This window comes from Marilutibacter maris (assembly GCF_006546735.2).
GTDB lineage: Bacteria > Pseudomonadota > Gammaproteobacteria > Xanthomonadales > Xanthomonadaceae > Marilutibacter > Marilutibacter maris.
Genome location: NZ_VICD02000239.1, coordinates 1 through 17,151, shown reverse-complemented (window position 1 = coordinate 17,151; position 17,151 = coordinate 1). Strand labels below are relative to the sequence as shown.

At 65.5% G+C, this 17,151-nt stretch carries 13 protein-coding genes and 1 pseudogene; 2 read left to right on the top strand and 12 right to left on the bottom strand.

Annotated features, from left to right (window positions below; all coding sequences use genetic code 11):
- From FKV24_RS13935 to FKV24_RS13920, 4 genes are all read right to left on the bottom strand, one after another.
- The coding region (locus tag FKV24_RS13935; protein ID WP_343200241.1) for a DUF6597 domain-containing transcriptional factor at nt 1–467 on the bottom strand (467 nt) is incomplete at its 3' end.
- A gap of 45 nt (nt 468–512) precedes the next feature.
- Entirely contained in the window at nt 513–881 is a 369-nt protein-coding gene (locus FKV24_RS13930; RefSeq protein WP_141482803.1) for a J domain-containing protein, read from the bottom strand.
- Nucleotides 872–1,624, bottom strand: a complete 753-nt coding sequence (locus FKV24_RS13925; RefSeq protein WP_141482802.1) for a hypothetical protein — start codon at nt 1,622–1,624, stop codon at nt 872–874. Before FKV24_RS13925 ends, FKV24_RS13930 begins: the two co-directional genes overlap by 10 nt.
- On the bottom strand, nt 1,621–2,475 hold the full coding sequence (locus FKV24_RS13920) for a DUF2167 domain-containing protein (protein ID WP_170288319.1): 855 nt from the start codon (nt 2,473–2,475) through the stop codon (nt 1,621–1,623). Before FKV24_RS13920 ends, FKV24_RS13925 begins: the two co-directional genes overlap by 4 nt.
- A 297-nt stretch (nt 2,476–2,772) precedes the next feature.
- Between FKV24_RS13920 and FKV24_RS13915 the strand changes: the two genes are divergently transcribed.
- Nucleotides 2,773–3,207 carry a VOC family protein gene (locus FKV24_RS13915; protein ID WP_111267147.1) on the top strand — a complete coding sequence of 145 codons (435 nt, stop codon included), beginning with the start codon at nt 2,773–2,775 and terminating at the stop codon, nt 3,205–3,207.
- A gap of 238 nt (nt 3,208–3,445) precedes the next feature.
- Complete coding sequence (locus FKV24_RS13910; protein WP_141482800.1) at nt 3,446–3,883, top strand: BON domain-containing protein; 438 nt, start codon at nt 3,446–3,448, stop codon at nt 3,881–3,883.
- A 154-nt stretch (nt 3,884–4,037) separates the two neighbouring features.
- Here FKV24_RS13910 and FKV24_RS13905 read toward each other — a convergent pair whose 3' ends face one another.
- The 8 genes and pseudogenes from FKV24_RS13905 to FKV24_RS19340 form a co-directional block, all read right to left on the bottom strand.
- Nucleotides 4,038–5,276 (bottom strand): ABC transporter permease, encoded by a 1,239-nt coding sequence (locus FKV24_RS13905; protein WP_141482799.1) that lies wholly within the window; start codon nt 5,274–5,276, stop codon nt 4,038–4,040.
- 46 nt (nt 5,277–5,322) lie between these two features.
- Nucleotides 5,323–6,630 (bottom strand): ABC transporter permease, encoded by a 1,308-nt coding sequence (locus FKV24_RS13900; protein WP_141482798.1) that lies wholly within the window; start codon nt 6,628–6,630, stop codon nt 5,323–5,325.
- Nucleotides 6,631–7,280: 650 nt separating this feature from the next.
- Nucleotides 7,281–10,034, bottom strand: coding sequence for a tetratricopeptide repeat-containing serine/threonine-protein kinase (locus FKV24_RS13895; RefSeq protein ID WP_283016213.1), 2,754 nt, complete (start codon nt 10,032–10,034; stop codon nt 7,281–7,283).
- Complete coding sequence (locus FKV24_RS19935) at nt 10,031–10,594, bottom strand: ECF-type sigma factor (RefSeq protein ID WP_141482796.1); 564 nt, start codon at nt 10,592–10,594, stop codon at nt 10,031–10,033. The genes FKV24_RS13895 and FKV24_RS19935 overlap by 4 nt, the downstream gene beginning before the upstream one ends.
- A 136-nt stretch (nt 10,595–10,730) precedes the next feature.
- Nucleotides 10,731–12,434 (bottom strand): ABC transporter transmembrane domain-containing protein, encoded by a 1,704-nt coding sequence (locus tag FKV24_RS13885; protein WP_170288318.1) that lies wholly within the window; start codon nt 12,432–12,434, stop codon nt 10,731–10,733.
- A gap of 56 nt (nt 12,435–12,490) precedes the next feature.
- Entirely contained in the window at nt 12,491–15,256 is a 2,766-nt protein-coding gene (gene lanKC / locus FKV24_RS13880) for a class III lanthionine synthetase LanKC (protein ID WP_141482794.1), read from the bottom strand.
- A 119-nt stretch (nt 15,257–15,375) separates the two neighbouring features.
- Complete coding sequence (locus FKV24_RS19345; RefSeq protein ID WP_170288317.1) at nt 15,376–15,525, bottom strand: hypothetical protein; 150 nt, start codon at nt 15,523–15,525, stop codon at nt 15,376–15,378.
- A gap of 645 nt (nt 15,526–16,170) precedes the next feature.
- Nucleotides 16,171–17,151, bottom strand: a pseudogene (locus FKV24_RS19340) (gluconolaconase); the annotation flags it as partial.

The following is a 17,151-nucleotide window of genomic DNA, read 5'->3' as shown; positions in this document are numbered from 1 at the left end:
TGCAGGCCACCGGTCGGGCGCAGGCGTGCCCGCAACGCGGCGGCGAAGCCCTCCAGTCGCCGCTGCGGATCGGCCTGCGCCTGCAGCCATTCGAGCAGGCGCCCGGCATCCGCGCCCCACACCTGCTCCAGCGGCACGTGCCGATCCGCCAGCTCCAGCGCGCTGCAGCCGAACAAGGCCCGTGCCGCGCCCGGTCGCAGCACCGCGCCCACCGAACGGGACGGCACCGAGGTGTCCTTGATGCAATAGCCGGCCCGCGCTCCGGCGATCACCGCCTGGCCGATCGCCCGACCGACCGCGTCACCGGCGTCGGAATGCAGGCGCAACGGCGCATCCAGGCGTATCGCCAGGTGCACCGCGCCCGCGGGCAGCGAATGTTCGCGGGCGGCGGGCGCGGCCACCGCGTCGGCGACCCACAGTGCCTGAACGAAAGGCTGCAGCGTATCGCCGGGGCGGATGCCGACCATGCACGGACGATACACCTCATGGCGGCGGCATGCCGCACCGCGCGACTACATCGGCACGTCGCGCGAACGCGGACGCAGCCACTCCAGATCGCGCAGGGCGGCGTCGTAAGCCAGCTCCAACTGCTGTCGCCGCTCGCGGGCGGCGGCCTGCGCCTCGTTCGCGAGCCCGGCGATGCGCTCGGGGGCGTACTCGGAGATTTTCGCCCGGTAGGCCGCGTCGACGGTTTCGCGATCGGCATCGGCCGGCACCCCGAGGACCTGGTGCCAGGACTCCGCCGGTGCCTGCGGCGCATCCGTCGCCGATGGCGCCGGCTGGTGTTCGCGCGGGCCGCGCAGCAGCGGCCACAACACCGCAACCGCCCAGTAGCCCAGCACGCCGCCGCCGACGATCACGATCCATTCGCTCACACGCATTGCAGTTCCTCCAGGCGCGCACGCGCGCGCCGCAGTCTCGTTGCGGTCCCGTCGCGCCCGCCCGTCTCGCGCTCGCCCTCCCCGACGGATTCGTGGAAGGCCAGAGCGGTGGCGATGCGCGCATCGATCCCCTTGCGCAATCCGCGCCGGCCATCGTCATCGAGCAGATGGCGAGCGGCGGCAATCGCGTCGACGTCCAGGCCGCGACGCAGGCTCAGACGACGGACCAGGTTGATCGCGTAGGGCGGGCAACAGAACAGTTCGAACCCGATCGAGGCTGCCGCGCGCCGCGACAGTCCCAGCGCATCGCGGTGACGCCACAGCCCCAGCACCAGCGAGGCGATGCCGGCATAGACCAGCCCCAACAGGGTCAGCAGGGCCAGGGGATGCGGGTAGACGAACAGCAGCACCGGCAGCGCGAACAGCAGCAACAGCCAAAGCACCCTGCAGCCGCCGCGGAAACGGTCCAGAACGTCGACGAAGGCCTGCCAGTTTTCCCGGACGCCGCCCGCATCCCCCGCTCCGGACAGCCAGCCGCTCCGGAACAGCGGCCGGCCAGGCATCAACGGATTGGGCAGGTACGGGTGGCGGCCACGCAACTGCGCCCGCGCACCGACCGAGGCCGCCCAGCCGCGGCGCGTGCGCACCAGGGCGACCTCGTCGTAGTGCAGCCACAGCATGGAGTCCTGCAGGTAGAAGGCGATCACGCCGATCACCAGCAGGAGCTCCATCGGCAGGTTCATTCCTCGTTCGACTCCTGCTTGCCGCCGAACAGCTTGCGGATACCGGCGCCAACGGCGACCAGCCCGATCAGGATCAGCTTCCAGGCCTTGGCCAGGAATACGCCGATCGCGGCGAAGAAGCCCTTCTTGGTGGCCACCGCGGCAGCGCCGCCGGTGATCAGCGCGGCAAGCCCGTACTCGGCGATGTGGTCGCCCTCGCGATAGTCCGCGTAGCGCTCACCGTCGTTGAAGGCGTACCCCGGCATCAGGGCCTTGAACTGGCCGATCGCCGGCTGCAGGTCCTCGGGCGAGGCGACCAGGGTCACCTCCATCACGCCCTTGCGGCCGAGCAGGCGGGTGTTGAAGTTGACGATCTTGCGTCCGGAGTCGCCGGCTTCCGCCTCGATCGCCCAGGCCAGCGCATTGAGCTCCTTGTCGTACTGCGGCTTGAAGGTCCAGCCGGTCACATGGATCTCCTCCCAGCCGCGCTGGCGCCGCTCCTCGTTGGAGAACTCGGTGCCCTCGCGGATCGACTCCAGGATCTCATCGGCGTCTATGGACTCGTCGTCCTTGACGTAGCCGATGTCGTCGAAGCTGAAGAACGCGATCCAGTCGCGGCCGGCCGGCGCGAAGGTGTACTCGTCACGACCGCTGTCCGGATTCTCGTACAGCTCGTTGAGCGTGCGTGTCGCCTTGGCGTCGAGGAACGCGTAACCCTCCGGCACCTCGATCTGGGCGTTGCCGCCGATCCGGCCCTGGGTCGGTCCGGTCTGCCACGGCAGTTCGTCGACCGGATTGGCCTGGGCCTCGGACTCCTGGCCATGTGCCGGGAAAACGGCGCCCGCGATCACGAGCACGGCCAAGGCCATCATGGCCTTCGCATGATTGAACATATGTCCCCCTGAGTGATAGGTATGCTGACGGCGCGATGGATCGCCCCTGAGCGGCCCGCCAGCTGCGGCAACGGGAGCTTCCCCTCTCCCGACGGACCGTTGACTAGCGTATGGAGCCGGGGGGCCGCAGGCAAGCATCTCGATTTCGCACGCGCGCGATCGCCGTGCCCTCACATGTCATGCCCGCGCGGCGTCCTTCGTTGTGCGCAAGCACGATCAACGACAATCCGGCGCCAGTGTGGCCCTATCTGCGGCATCCCAACCCGAGGAGCCCGTATGGAAACCATGCAACTGCACCGTGGCCGCCTGGTCGACCACATCCACCTGGTCGTCAGGGACCTGGACGCCAGCCGCCGCTTCTACCAGGCGGTGCTCGACGCGCTGGAGGTGCCGATCGGCGGCGACGGCGACGGCTTCTTCTGGGCCGACGAACTGTTCGTATCCAGCGCCGAGAGTCCGGCCGCGCAGGGCACCCTGACCGGGCGCGTGCACCTGGCGTTCCAGGCCCGCGACGAGGCCATGGTCGAAGCCTTCCACCGCGCCGCGCTGGCCGCCGGCGGCCGCGACAACGGCGCGCCCGGCCTGCGTCCCTACCACCCCGGCTACTACGGCGCGTTCGTGCTCGACCCGGACGGCAACAACATCGAGGCGGTCCATCATGGCCCGGCCAAGCGCAGCGCGGCCTCGGTCGAGGTGACGTTCGAGGGCTGAGCGCCTGCGGGCGCCCCCCACGCCCGACGCCGGCTGAACGTCGGATCCCCGGATCCACGGCGTTCAGCCGGCGGTGATCGCGGACCGTGACCGGGCACACGATCGAACGCGGATTTCACGCGCCGCGAACACAACACGAACATCCGGCTCGTGCGCGGTTCACCCGCTCCCCGATAGCGTCGGACCCGAGCCATCCACCCCCTCCCCCAACCCGGATGGCGAGCACGAAGGAGGTCATATGACCCACAATCACACGCACATCGATACCGACACCCCGAACATGGTCTCGGCCCGCGACCAGACCCGGTTCGGACGCCTGTCGCAACTGGGCGCGCGCGCCGCGCTGGCGGCGTTGCTGATGACCGGCACCGCCTACGCGGTCGCCAGCGCGCCGATGCAGGCCGGGGCGCGCGGGGAAACGGTGAACGAGGCCGAATCGACCCAGCCGGTCGGCGACAGCTGGATCACCACCAAGGTCAAGGCCCAGCTGCTGGCCGACGACGACGTCGAAGGCAGCGAGATCGACGTCGACACGCTGGAGGGCGTGGTCCATCTGTCCGGCGCCCTCGCCAGCCAGGCCGAGATCGACGAGACGGTCTCGATCGCCCGCAACACCGAGGGCGTCGTCGATGTCGACGCCAGCGGCCTGAGCGTGTCGTCCGCCGGCAATCGCTGAACCGCGCGGCGCGGGCACGGCCCGCGCACCCTGCCGGCGTCCGGCGCCGGCATCAGCGGAGGGGCCCGCCGATGCGGGCCCCTCCTTCGTCATGCCTGGCGCGGCGCTGTCCCGGACCCGGCGATGAACCAACTCCGCAACGGGCCGCCGAAGACTACAACGCGTTGCGGGTCGCCATCGCCGGCGGCACCGCCGCGGCGCGCCGGGCCGGCAACAGCACGGCGACCTGTCCCAGCAGCCAGATGACCAGCGCACCGGCCGGCAGGTAGGCCAACGACAATCGCGACATCTCGTACGCGTCCATCAGCCAGCGGTTGATCGCATACGCGAACAACATGCCCAGCACGATGCCGGCACTGGACAGCAGGAAGTTCTCGGTCTGGAAGTAGCGGACGATGTCGGTACGGGTCGCGCCCAGCGCCCGCCTGACGCCGATCTGCCGGGTACGCTGGGTCACCCAGAAACTGGCCAGGCCGACAATGCCCAGCGCCGCCACCGTCAACAGGGCGATGCAGAAGGTGACCAGCAACAGGACCATGGCGCGGTCCTTGCGGTAGTAGTCTTGGCGCAGTTCCTGAAGCGTCTTGGTGTACTGCCGAACGATCACGCGTCCCTGGTGATTCTCCAGAACCGCGGAGCCGGCGGCCTCCAGCACGCGTTCCCTGTCCGCGGGATCCTTTACCCTGATCACATAGCGCGCGAAACCTTCATAGGGCAGCCGGGCAGGCAACAGTATCGAATGCTGGTAGTCCACCAGCGAGCCGCCATCACGCGCGCGCACCAGGCGTTCGACCACTCCGACCACATGCAGCGGCGTATCGCCGATGCTGTATACGACTTCACCTACCGCGCTTCTGCCAGGGAACAGCTCCTCGGCCACGGCACGGGTGATGATCGCCGACGGCAACGGCGATGACTCGCCTCCAGGACCACGCGCGCCCCAGTCGACGAACTCGCCGGGCAGGAAATCCCGACCAGCGACGATGTCCAGGCCCAGTGCATTCACCAGCTGCTCCCCACCCATATACGTAGATGCGCTCAGGTTCGGCAGCGGCTGTCCCTGGCTGATATTCACCACATTGTTCCAGGCGCCGTTGGCGAACGGTACGAGACTGGAAGCGCTTACCGCGACCACCCCCGGCAACGCCTGGATCGTGGCGATATCGCCACGGGCTATTGCCGCCGCATCATCGTTCACTGTTCCACCGGCGACCTGAAGCACGACTACATGCTCCTCGTCCACGCCGCTCTCGCGCTGCATCCGGCCAACTCGCTCACCGATAATGGAAAGAAGATTGCATAGCACCGCACAACACAATGCGATCTGCGCGACGACGAGACCTGTCGCGACTCTCCTTTTCTTCAGGCTTGAGAGTATAGGCATCATGTCCATGACGAGCCTCCGGGGTACCCACCCCTCATGCAGTCTCTCCCCGGGCTCATGACGCTCTGATCCTGAGCGCGGGCTCGACCTGCATCGCCCGCCACGCGGGCAGCAGGCCGACCATCGCACTGGCCGCCAATGCCAGCATGAAGGTCGCCGCGAACATCCCCGCGTCCAGCTGTGCCAGCTGCGCATAGCGATCGGGCTGCTGACGGACGACCCACAACCCGATCAGCGTGAGCAACAACCCCAGAAGTCCACCGCATGCACCGATCATCCCGACCTCGACCATCGAATGCATCAGGATCTGTCGCCGTGTCGCGCCCAGGGCGCGACGTAGGCCGACCTCGCCGCTTTGCTGCAGGGACTTGGCCAAAAGCAGACTGATCGAATTGGCCAGGCATACGGCAAGAAACCCCAACGCGATCCAGGTCTGCATCCGGACTTCGTTCGGAACCACTTTGTTGAACTCGATCCATTCATTGACGTCCCGGAGCCTCACGTTGGCGGGACGCCAGAAACGCCCATCCGCGCGTTGCTGATCCGAGTATTTCTCCAGATACAGGTGGTAGTCCCTCTTTTGCGAAGGTTGCAGTTGCACCCAGTACTGCAACCACGCGCACGGCGCGTTCGGCGCAATCGCTCCTCCCGCCAGCGCATCGACATCGCCCCAGCAAACCGTGCTCCCGTTGGGCTTTAGCTCCAGATCGACAGCTGTCGCATAGGGCATGAAGACGGCCTCGGGTTCGGCGAACGGATCGCCACTGAGGTCGTAGAACCTCGGTACTGGCCGCCAATCGTCAAACACCCCGATCACGCGGAAACTCTGTCCGTCCAGGCTTAGGATCTCCCCGATACTGTTCGCGCCGCCAAAGAGCCTGTCGTTGAGCTTTCGGGAAATCACCGTGACGCGAGAACGCGCATCGTCCTCCGCAGTTCCCCAGCCACCGCCGTACAGGAACGGCGGAGCGAACATTCGGAAGACGCCCGAACTCGTGTATCTGGCCGCACTGATGGCCACCCCTGTCGCGATTCGCGGATGCTCAATGCCGACGACACCCGCCGCCATCACTGCCTGCTCATCCGCGCGATTCTCGGCGAGCAGTTGCTCCGCATCGCGGCGGGTCAGGTACTTCGTCGGCTCGCCGCCCGCCACATGGCCGCGCATCGGTTCGGCATCCAGCTGCACGCGAAATATGCCGTCGCTGCGCCCGGGCAACGGATCCCCGGAAAGCGCCCGCGACAACGTCAGCGTGGTCATCGCGGCGCCGATGCCGATCGCCAACGCCACGACCATCAATGCCGATATCATTTTGTTGCGCATCAGGCTGCGCGTCGCAATCTTCACCGAGTACGCGAGCATCAGGCGACTCCTTGTCGCGGCGTTGAGGCAGCTTGCCGGGACATCGTTGTCCGTGGCGCAGCAACCGCGCCTGGATGCGGTCTCCAGCGAGGGCTACAGCTCCGCAATCGCCCCGCTTTGCCTCTCGGGAACATACCGTCATCCGTGCCGGCCACGGCCGCTGCTCCGTTGTTCAGAAGGACTGCCCGGTGATCGAGTAGTTCCAATTCGGCAGTGCCCGGGGTTCATCGGTCCGCTCCAACGTCTGTCCGTCATCCTGACTGGGCTGATTCGACACATCCCGAGTCCCATCGTCAGACTCCGCCTCCACGCTATCGGGGAAGCAATATGGGGGGCCATCGAAGGGAGGCATTCCGCACGTGCCCGGATCTCCGGCCAACGTGCTCTGTGCGAACGCAACCGAATGCCCCACGAGCCCCAAGAAGATCACAAGAACGAACAACCTAATTTCCAGTCGCATGTCAGTTATCTCGTTGAATATCGTTCGCCCAGACTCTTTCCGGCTCATACCGCATCGCCTGCCTGGACAGATCGGCGTGCGGTTGCTTAAGAGTTCGCAAACGGACGGCGGAACCCGTCATCGCTCCCGCCATTTTCTTGAACACCCCGTGCTCGCGAAGAAAAGTGTCTGGCGCGAACGGTCCGACCTGTCAGCGGCTGGGCGCCGACGCACCCGCCAATCGCGCCGCCTCGGCAAGTTCGGCGGCCTGTGGATGCATCTCCCGTCTCAGTACCGGCAAGGCATGGTCGAGCAGCACCCGGGCATATGCCCGGTCGCCCTGCAGATCGGCGATCCACGCCGTCTCCAGCTCGATCCTCGCAATCGGCAGGGTATCGGGAAGATAGTGTTTTCGAGCCAGGGCCAGCGCCTGCTCGCCGTGACGACGGGCGGCATCCATGTCGCCCCGTTGCGCATCCAGCCTGGCCTGGAGGTGCCTCAGCGCCAGCACGGCCTTGGGATCGGAGCCGGCGGCATGCTCCACCGGCGCGGCCTCCGCCAGCGCGGAGCCGGCTTCCTCATAGCGCTCCATTGCCATCAGCGCCTCGGCCGAACGCAGCTTCACGAACGGGAGGCTGGTGAAGCTGGCGTCGCCCTGACCGGCCGAGAGCACGATCGCCTCCCTCAGATCCTCGTCCGCTTCGTCGTAGCGCCCGAGCGTCCCCAACGACAAGGCCCGCGTATAGCGGGCCCGTATGCGCCAGGGCGCGTATACCGGATCGTCCGGCATCCGTCGCAGCGCGTCGCTGGTCAACGCGACCACCGTGTCGTGATCGGACAGGTTGGAGTGGGCCATCGCCAGACGGACTGCGTCGCGTGCCTGGATCGCATCGCTCAGGTTGAGTTCCTTCGCTATCTGTTGCGAGCGGTGATAGTGCGAAAGTGCCGTCCTAGACCGCCCAAGATCGTCGAGCAGCGCGCCCAGATACAGCTCCATGTCGGCGGTGAAGCGACTCTTCTCGCCGTACACCCGATACGCCTGGCTCAGCGCCTGCTCGGCATGTTCCAGCGCCTCGTCGTAGCGCTGTTCGGCGTGGCGGACCATCATCGCGACACGGTGCAGTTGATAGGACTGGAACCCGTCATCGGCCAGTGTCCTGCGCCCCTCGGCCCTGGCCTGATCGATGAACCGCGCGGCAGAGCCGATGTCGCCCTTGTGGTACAGCGTCCTGGCCAGGCCAAGCAGTATCCGGGTGCGCAGCAACGGGTCGCGGCTCGGATGCGCGTCGAGCAGCTCCAGCGCCTTGCGGTGCTCCAGCTCGGACGGCTCGAACGCGCCACCGTACAACAGCGCGGTGCCATAGTCGCTGCGCATCCGGGCCATGACCGGCGCGCTCTTGCCCAGTTGCCTGCTCAGATCGATCGCATGGTTCAGGGCGTCCCGGGCCTCGGGCGCACGCTCGAGCTGGATAAGGGCCAGGCCGCGCACATGGGAGGCGCGGGCCTCGATATCCAGGTCGCCTCCGTCCAGCTTCTCGACCAGCCCGAACGCGGTCTCGGCGGCGGCCAGGGCGGACTTGGGATCGTTGATGTCGGCGTAGACCTCGGCCACGGTCATCCAGGCCATGGCCCGGGCGCGCGGGTCCTGGATGTGCCCCTGCCTGAGCTTGCCGGCCGCGTTCGACAGCAGGGTGGAGACCGCGACGGTCTGTCCTCGCACCGCCTCCGGAGACGCTTCCGCCAGCACCGACACCAGGAAGTCCCGGGATGCCTTCGCGTTGACGGCCTCCCGCTGGGATGTTCGCTCGGCCTCCAGCGCCCGCGCGCGCTCGATATCGAGCTTCCAGACCGACACCGCACCGAGCGTCAGCATGGCGACGCTGGCGATGGCGACCGTCCTGTGCCTGAGGACGAACTTGGTGAGCCGATATAGCGCGCTATCCGGGCCGGCGGTGACCGGGAAGCCGCCCAGGTAGCGGCGCACGTCCTCGGACAGCTCGGCCACGGTGCTGTAGCGACGCTCCGGTTCGATGTGGGTCGCCTTGGCGACCACGTAGTCGAGATCGCCGTGCAGCCGGCGTCGCTCCGCCAGCCCCGATACCCGGGAGGGCAAGGGAGTCGTCGCACCATCCCTGTAGAACTCCGGATGACGCTTGTCGGTCAGCAGGTCGAACAGCAGGGCTCCCAATCCGAAGACATCGGTGACCGTCGTCTCGGCCTGACCGCTACGTTGCTCCGGTGCGCCATAGCCAGGCGTGAACGCCCGCGTCACCGTGCCGCTCTCGCCGCCCTCCTCGAGCAGGGCGCCGACACCGAAGTCGAGCAGTACGGGCGTTCCATCGTCGCGCACCACCACGTTGGACGGCTTGATGTCCCGGTGCAGCACCAGACGCTGATGGGCGTGCTGGACCGCATCGCATACATGCAGATACAGCTCCAACCGCTGCGTCAGGCACGGGCGGGCTGCCCGCAGATATCGGGGAAGCGGCAACCCTTCCACATAGTCCATCACCAGGAACGGCTGGCCTTCTGCGCTTTCCCCGCCATCCATGTGGCGCGCGATGTTCGGGTGATTCAGGCCGGCAAGGATAGCTCGCTCGCGCGCCATCCGACGCTTGCCGCTCGCGGTTGGAAACCCCCTGAGAATCTTCAACGCGACCTGCTGGGACTGACCCTCGATATCACGTTCGGCCAGAAACACCGTACCCATTCCGCCCACACCAAGCTCCTGCAGCAGCCTGTACGGCCCAATGCTCCGGGCGACGGAACTGTGCGCTACGTTGGCCAGGCGCTCGGATATCGGATCGCAATCGACATCCTCGTCAAGCTCGATCAGCCGCCTGACCCTGGCGAGCACGTCCGGGTCGGACTCATGCTCTTCCAGATAGCGGTCACGCTGGGCTCTCGGCAACGCCAGCGCGTCGTGGAACAGGGACTCGACCCGCTCCTCTGTGCCTGCGGTCATGAAAGATGATCGCGAAGCCACGCCTTGGCATAACGCAGATCGCGCTCCACCGTCGTCAACGAAACGCCAAGGTCGTCGGCGATCTGCTGCTGGTTCAGCCCCATGATGAAGGACAGCTCGATGACCCTGCATTTACGCGGATCCTGCTTTTCAAGGACCCTCAGGGCTTCTTCCACCTCCAGCCAGCTCTCGCCCACGGCGGATACCTGGGAAACCCCGGACAAGGTGACCTCGATCGCACCGCCACCACGCTTGTCGGCCTGCTGGCGACGGATGATGTCGACCAGCACGCAACGGATGACCGTCGCGGCTATTCCAAAGAAATCCTTCCGGTTCCGGGCATCGACCTGATCGCCAAGCAGGCGCAGCATGGCCTCATTGACCAGCTCGGTCGGATCGAGGACAGGAACGCCCAGTCGGGCAAGGCGGCGGCCGGCGATCCCCTTGAGTTCGGGATACACCAGGTTAAAAAGCGCTTCTGAGGCCATCGAGTCGCCCGTGCGCCAAGCGCCCAGCAGACGGGTCACATCACCGCCGTCGCTCGAAGAAACATCGCTCATCGCCTCATCCTTGGCACTCAAAGCAGTCGCAGAGCATACACGACAATGCAGCGGACCCGCGCGACGCTCGCTTTCAGTCGCCTGGACACTCGTATCCTGGACGCCGGCACTTTCTCCAGGTCGGCGGCACCTGCGCTCAAGCCTCCATTGGCCTGCACAGACTGCGGAAGCTGTTGGCCCCGGCACCAACAAGAACTTCGTAATCCGGCCGCGCGACGATACTCCCGGCGGCCATGACCAGTATCTGATCGGCGTTGCGCAGGGTATCCAGGCGATGGGCGATGACGAAGGTGGTTCTGGTCATCTTGAGTCGCTCGATCGCCTCCTGGATCAGGCCTTCCGAGCGCGTATCCACGGCCGAAGTCGCTTCGTCGAGAACCAGGATCGGCGCATCCTTGAGCAACGCGCGTGCTATCGAGATGCGCTGACGCTGGCCGCCGCTGAGCTGCACGCCCCGCTCACCGACCGGCGTGTGGTATCCCTCGGGAAGCTTCCCGATGAACTCGTGCGCGTTCGCCGCAATGGCCGCCTGTTCGACCTCTGAGTCGCTGGCATCCAGGCGTCCGTAACGGATGTTCTCCATGACGCTGGTACCAAACAGGAACACATCCTGGGAAACCACGGAAACCGCATCCTGGACGGATTGCAGGGTGTAGTGGCGCAGATCGCGACCGTTGATTTCGATCCTACCTTCGCACGGATCGAACAAGCGCGATACCAGCTTCACCAGCGTCGATTTTCCGGCACCGCTCGCTCCGACCAGCGCCACGGTCTGGCCCGGGGCCGCTTCGAGAGTGATGTTCCGAAGCACCGGAGCGCCGGGTCGATAGTGGAACCAGACCCCCTCGAACCTGACCGTCGCCGTCGATCCGCTGAACGCAAACGCTTCTGGGCCGTCCGTAACGCCTAACGGAGTGTCGATGATCTCGAACACCCGATCGCTCGCGCCGGCCGCCTGACTGAACGACGAGTAGTGCTGGGCGATGCCGGCGATCCCGTTGCTGACATTCTGCGAGTAGAGAAGGAAGGCGACCAGGGTTCCCGCACTCAGCCGTCCGTCGGACACCTCGAGCCCGCCATACCAGAATATTGCGATCGTCGAGAAGGAGGCCAGGAAGGCGACCAGAGCGTTGAACGCGGCATCGACCCGGCGCGCGGAAGTGGCTGCGTCCAGGAACCGTCCCATCGCCACATCGTATCGACCGGACTCGTACTCGCCCCGGCCGAATGTCTTGGTCACTTCGATTCCGGCCAGAGACTCCTGGGCGATCGTCGTCGAGCTTGCGAGCTGGTCCTGTACCGACGCGGCCAGTCGTCGGAACAGCGGTCCGAACGACCGGCTCACCACCGTCACCATCGGGCTGACAGCCAGCACCATCAGGCCCAGCTTCCAGTTCATCAACATCATGATGACCGTCGCACCTATGAGCTGGAAGACATTGGTGATGAAGCTGACGATCAGGTTGGAGATCGCATTGCGCAACGCCGCGACGTCACTGCCGAGGCGTGATAACAGGTCACCGACCTTCTGCTTGTGGTGATAACCCAACCCCAACGCATGGTAGTGCCTGAAGAGCCTCCGGCGGAGGTCGACGACGATGGTGTCTCCGATGCGTTGCAGAAGGAACTGCCCCCAGAAGCTCAGCACAGACCGCAACACGAAGAACACGAGCAGCCCACCCGCCACGATATGAACATACCGTTTTCCAGCGCTCGTCAGCACCTGGTCGAATATCGCCTGGACGCCAAGCGGCAGGCTCAACTGAATGCCCATCGCAACCAGGATTAGCACCAGGCACAGCGCAATTCTTTGCCAGTATGGCCAGGCCAGCTCGGCCATGCGTCGCATCCGCGACAACATGGCCGCCGAGTCGCCACCAGAACGCAGGGGCGACTCTAGCCCCATGCCGCTTCACGCGACTGAGGTGTCGACTCGCAACGATCCTCGAGGCTCCAGCCTGGGAGCAGCTCGTCGAGCATGAAAGAGGCACCGTCCCGCTCGAGGTAGCGATTCATGACCAGAGCGATGCCGGCGCTCCCGGTACCGAAGTCGCAGCTGATCCGGCTGAGCGACTCGCCCGGGAAGGCCAGCCCGCCATCGCGCTCGAACGGAAACAGCATGGCGCCCGCCAGTATCCTGCGGATCGAGGCCAGGGCCTGCCCTTCCCAGCGTGGAAAGCGCGCCAGGTCCATGCACAACTCGCCAATGCCGGAGATGCCGAAAAAGTAGCCCGGGAAGATCGTGTACTTCCGATCGCAATCGATCTGGATCTTGTCGATCGCGTCGGCGTAGCGTTCCTCGCCACCGATGTGCCAATAGCGCAGCAGGACCTGACCGATACCCGAGCTGCCCCAGCGCCAGTAGGGCGTGTACGTCTTGTTGCTCTCGCGCGCGATCCAGCTCATGCCACCGTCGGCATTGATATAGGCTCTGTCCAGGACCCAATCCAGCGCCTCGCGCCCCGCTTCGAGATAGCGCTCGTCTGCGGTCGCTTGATGCAGATACAGCAGGAACAGAGCGACGCCTGCGGCCCCGTGCCCGAGACTGGCGGAGAGCCCGCTCGTCCCCTCCCAGTTGCACCCTCTTCCGCTCTCTTCGTCGTACCTCCGGTTGCCAAGCAAAAAGTCGCCGACCCGCCTCGCATTCTCCAGATAGACCGGCCTGCCGAGCGTCGAGTGGAACTTAAGCTGCGCCATGCCCCAGCCGCTCGCACCATTGAACAGTTCCGGCGAGCGCCACAGCAGGTGATGATCATGGGTCATGTCGAGGATCCTGACGGCGTCACCCTCCTGTCCCATCTCCAGCAACGACCAGGCGACACCCGACAGCCCCGTATACAGGCCGGGAGAGTACCCCTCGCGTCGGATGTGGTGGGCACGGATCCAATCAATCACCTTCGCATCGACCTGGCCACGGACACGGTGCATCACATAGGCCACACCACAGGCACCATGGGCGATGCTCAGGGGATTGGTCTCGAACACCTCCGGATCTGCCGGATACAGCCGGTCGGAGCGCTCGAAGCTTGCGACCGAATCGATGTACGCCAGCATCCGTGATATGACCTGCCGCAGGTCGACATCGTCGACTTCCGAAGTACCGATCCGCGGCGGTCCAGGAGCGTAGTCCGCGACCAGCACCGCTTTCACTTCGTCGGGATCGGGGCGATCCGCGCCATTCTCCGACATCAGGCGACGGATGATTCCGGCAATCGGTCGAGGCAGGTCGAAATCCTGCTGAAAAGCGGCCAGATAGCTCTCGTGGGCATTTCGGTTCAGGGTCAGCAACGAGTTCATCGGGAACAGACCCGCCATCATCAGGCTGCCGAGCGCGTAACGGTCGTCCTCGCGCTGAGCCATTCCACGGGCCAGCATCTCGTCGGTCGAGTAACCCGGGGTGAAGAGATGAGTCGGAACATCCACTCCTTCCTCGTATGCCCCCTCGAAGTCGATCAACTTCACGTCGAGCGTTCCGTCGTCGCCTTCCCTGACCATTACATTGGCCATCGACAGATCGCTGAATATGATGTTGCGCTGGTGCAGATCGCCTATGATCGATGCCAACCTGGCGAACAAGGCGCAGTACTTTTCGTAGAATGTGCGGCTCTCGTCCGTGCCGGGTCGGGTCAACAGGGAAAGCGAGATCCTCGAAAGATGATGTCGCAGCGTTACGTAGTCTTCCAGGTACTCCTCCACCAGATAGGCGTGTTCCCAGTCGATGAAGAAGTCATATGGCCGGGGTGCGATACCCAGATCGGCGACCACCTCGAGCAATCGGTGCTCTTTCTTGAGCAGCTGGACGGCATCCAGGCCGCGACTTGAGATATTCGTGAACGGCCGCCCCTCCTTGATCAGGACCTGGCGGGTGTTGTCACTGTCCCGTGCCAGATAGACGCCGCCCGAGTTGCTGAAAGCGATCGGCGACTCGACCCTGTACCGCCCCCCTTTCAGAACTCCGACCTCGCCATCGTCTTCTGCGTCCTGCCCGCATTCGAACGGATCCACCATCCCATCCGGAAGATTGAAATAAGGCGTCCGCTCGTCGTCCACGAATTCGCCTGCATCGTTTCGGATGACAAGAATCGCCTTGCCGTCCACGTCGGCGCGTTTGATCGGCACGAACCCACCGTACCGATAGTGCACGATTCGGCTGTTCTTGTAGCGGCGGTCCGAAAGTATGTACGGCCCCCAGTATCCGATGGTGGCCTGGTGCAACTTCTCAAGAAGGTCGCCGCATTCGGCGGTGTCGCGGGGATACACCGTGATGAACTTGCCCGCCCCTCCCCGGCTCCAGCGCTTTCCGTTGACCATGGTCAGGAGCATCCGGTCGGATATGAACTTGAAGGAGACGCCCGCCTCGATAAGGATGCGCGCAACCGTTAGCAGGATCGCCGGTGCATGCGCCGGTGTCGCCGAGACGTGGATCTTCCAGCCGTATTCGGCAATTTTCAGGTCCGGCGGCACGACATCCGACCACAGGTTGCGCTGCTCTAGGGTCCAGTTCTTCGGCAGGATGCGACGCAGAGGATCGTGCAGATCCTGGGTTCTTGCCGGATATCGCGAAAGAGGCTCATAGAACTGCCGGTCCGCCAACAGATAGTTGAACTTTTCCTGGATTATGAGCGGTTGCATGTGCTGGATCTCTGAAGCGGCGATGTTCACGCGATCGCTGGTGACTCCCCGTTATGGGCACACCTGACGCAGGCGGAATATCGGATCGGAAGGAATCGGGGTGAAGGGCTTGGAGGCGTGCACACCTCCAAGCCTTGATCGGGGCGTGCTTAGACGGCCACGAACTCCTCGGTCGCGCCGCAGCCCGAGTTGCTCGTGGTCGAACAGTTGCAACCGGCGAAGCTGCTGGTGCTGTCAGCCGCGTCGATCTCCTTGGCCTCAACGGCGACCAGCTTCTGCAGTTCCAGAATGCGGGACATATCTTTCTCCTCATTGATTGTGAATGGCGCACAGGGCGCCCGTTTGATATCCGGACCGGCTCACCATGAGCCGCTCCGGACGCATCGCACCGCACCGGCAGGGCGACGCCGTTTCGCCGAACGACAGACATCCGGCTGCTCCGCCGTACCGCTCGATGGCGGGAGCGTGTCGATCCGGCCCCGTTGACGCATGTCGGCCTGCGGCGCAAACCCCTTGTGCCCCGACAGCGTCCGGCGAATCCGTTCGCGCTTTGATGGCGGCGCCACGGACAGCTGGTGTGTAGCGTTGCCCCGGTCTTCCGGATCAACATTCAGTTCGTATTCGCCGCCCGAAAGCCGTCATTGCCGCGATCAACGCACGTTCCACCCGCCTCCGGTCCAGCCTGGATCCGGATGCGATCGGCAGTGACACTCTTGTACCGCCTCGATGACACGGGCGACGTGGCGCCCCCAGGATCGGGAGAACCCACCAACGCGCGATGGTCGGCAGACGACACGGTCCGCGGTGCCTGCACGCGAGGCGCCTGGCCGTACGCAATTGCGGCAGAGCCACCTCTTCCACGCGCCCCCGTCCGCGAAGCCGCCGCTGTCACCGTCAGGCCCGGATCTGAAGCGGCCAATCAGCAACCGCCAGGGGCGCCTCGCCTATCCGGACGGAGGCAGCGCCGCCGTCGGCGCCAGCACGGTCACCGGCAGGTCGCGACCGGTCGCGGCCTCGTTGCCGCTCCAGTCGCGCGCGGTGATCCGCAGCAGATAGTCGCCCGGCGCCAGCTCGGACGGTTGCCAGTAACCGGTCGCGAGATTGCCGTCACGCAGGGTGTTGGTCAGCTCGTAGCGGAAGCGGGTGACCGCGCTGCCGTGCACGGTGATCCCGCTGCCCGGCGCATAGGCGACCTTGACCGCCTCCCTGTCGACCGGCATGCGGTTGAACTCGATGTTCAACCGTGGCGATTCGTAGCCCGGCAATGGCCGCCCGGACGCATCGAGCCACTGGTAGCCCATCGCGTACAACCCCAGCCGGCGCCGCGCCAGGTTGCGGTCGACCTGATCCCAGGCATCGACCACGATCCGCAGATCGCGCGCGTCGGCCGGAACCTGCACCCGCCCCGCGTCCCGCGGCAACGCGCGATCGGCGCTGTCGAGCAGGGCGATGCCCTCGATCCGGGGCGGCTGGCTGTCGGCATAGTTGGCGAACGCCAGCGCGGCGGCGTTGACCTCGTAGCCGCTGGCGCCGACCTGCAGGTGCACATGCGCCATCGGATTGATCGTGCCCAGCACGTCGCCGGCGGCGAAGCGGGTGCCGCGCCGCACGCGGATCCTGCGCAGCGTGCCGTCCTCGTCATCGACCCGCGCGAAGCTTGCCGTATCGATCAGCTCACCGTTCGGACGGCGACCGACCCGCATGTGGATGTATTGCACGGTGTCCAGCGCCATGCCCTCGCCAAGGCGTCCCATGCCCCACGCCGGCAACGGGCTGGCGATCTTGGCGTCGGCGATCGCCAGCACGTCCTGGCCGACGTCGCCGCGGATGTCGAGCCCACCATGCAGGTGATGGCGACTCTCGCCCTGATAGTCGCCACGGACCTCGCCGAGGGTGCCGACGACCTCGTGCCAGCCCAGTTGCGG

Coding starts and splice junctions, on each gene's coding strand:
- FKV24_RS13930 (WP_141482803.1), bottom strand. CDS start 881: ATGCGTGTGAGCGAATGGATCGTGATCGTCGGCGGCGGCGTGCTGGGC.
- FKV24_RS13925 (WP_141482802.1), bottom strand. CDS start 1,624: ATGAACCTGCCGATGGAGCTCCTGCTGGTGATCGGCGTGATCGCCTTC.
- FKV24_RS13920 (WP_170288319.1), bottom strand. CDS start 2,475: ATGATGGCCTTGGCCGTGCTCGTGATCGCGGGCGCCGTTTTCCCGGCA.
- FKV24_RS13915 (WP_111267147.1), top strand. CDS start 2,773: ATGGAAACCATGCAACTGCACCGTGGCCGCCTGGTCGACCACATCCAC.
- FKV24_RS13910 (WP_141482800.1), top strand. CDS start 3,446: ATGACCCACAATCACACGCACATCGATACCGACACCCCGAACATGGTC.
- FKV24_RS13905 (WP_141482799.1), bottom strand. CDS start 5,276: ATGGACATGATGCCTATACTCTCAAGCCTGAAGAAAAGGAGAGTCGCG.
- FKV24_RS13900 (WP_141482798.1), bottom strand. CDS start 6,630: ATGCTCGCGTACTCGGTGAAGATTGCGACGCGCAGCCTGATGCGCAAC.
- FKV24_RS13895 (WP_283016213.1), bottom strand. CDS start 10,034: ATGACCGCAGGCACAGAGGAGCGGGTCGAGTCCCTGTTCCACGACGCG.
- FKV24_RS19935 (WP_141482796.1), bottom strand. CDS start 10,594: ATGAGCGATGTTTCTTCGAGCGACGGCGGTGATGTGACCCGTCTGCTG.
- FKV24_RS13885 (WP_170288318.1), bottom strand. CDS start 12,434: ATGGCCGAGCTGGCCTGGCCATACTGGCAAAGAATTGCGCTGTGCCTG.
- FKV24_RS19345 (WP_170288317.1), bottom strand. CDS start 15,525: ATGTCCCGCATTCTGGAACTGCAGAAGCTGGTCGCCGTTGAGGCCAAG.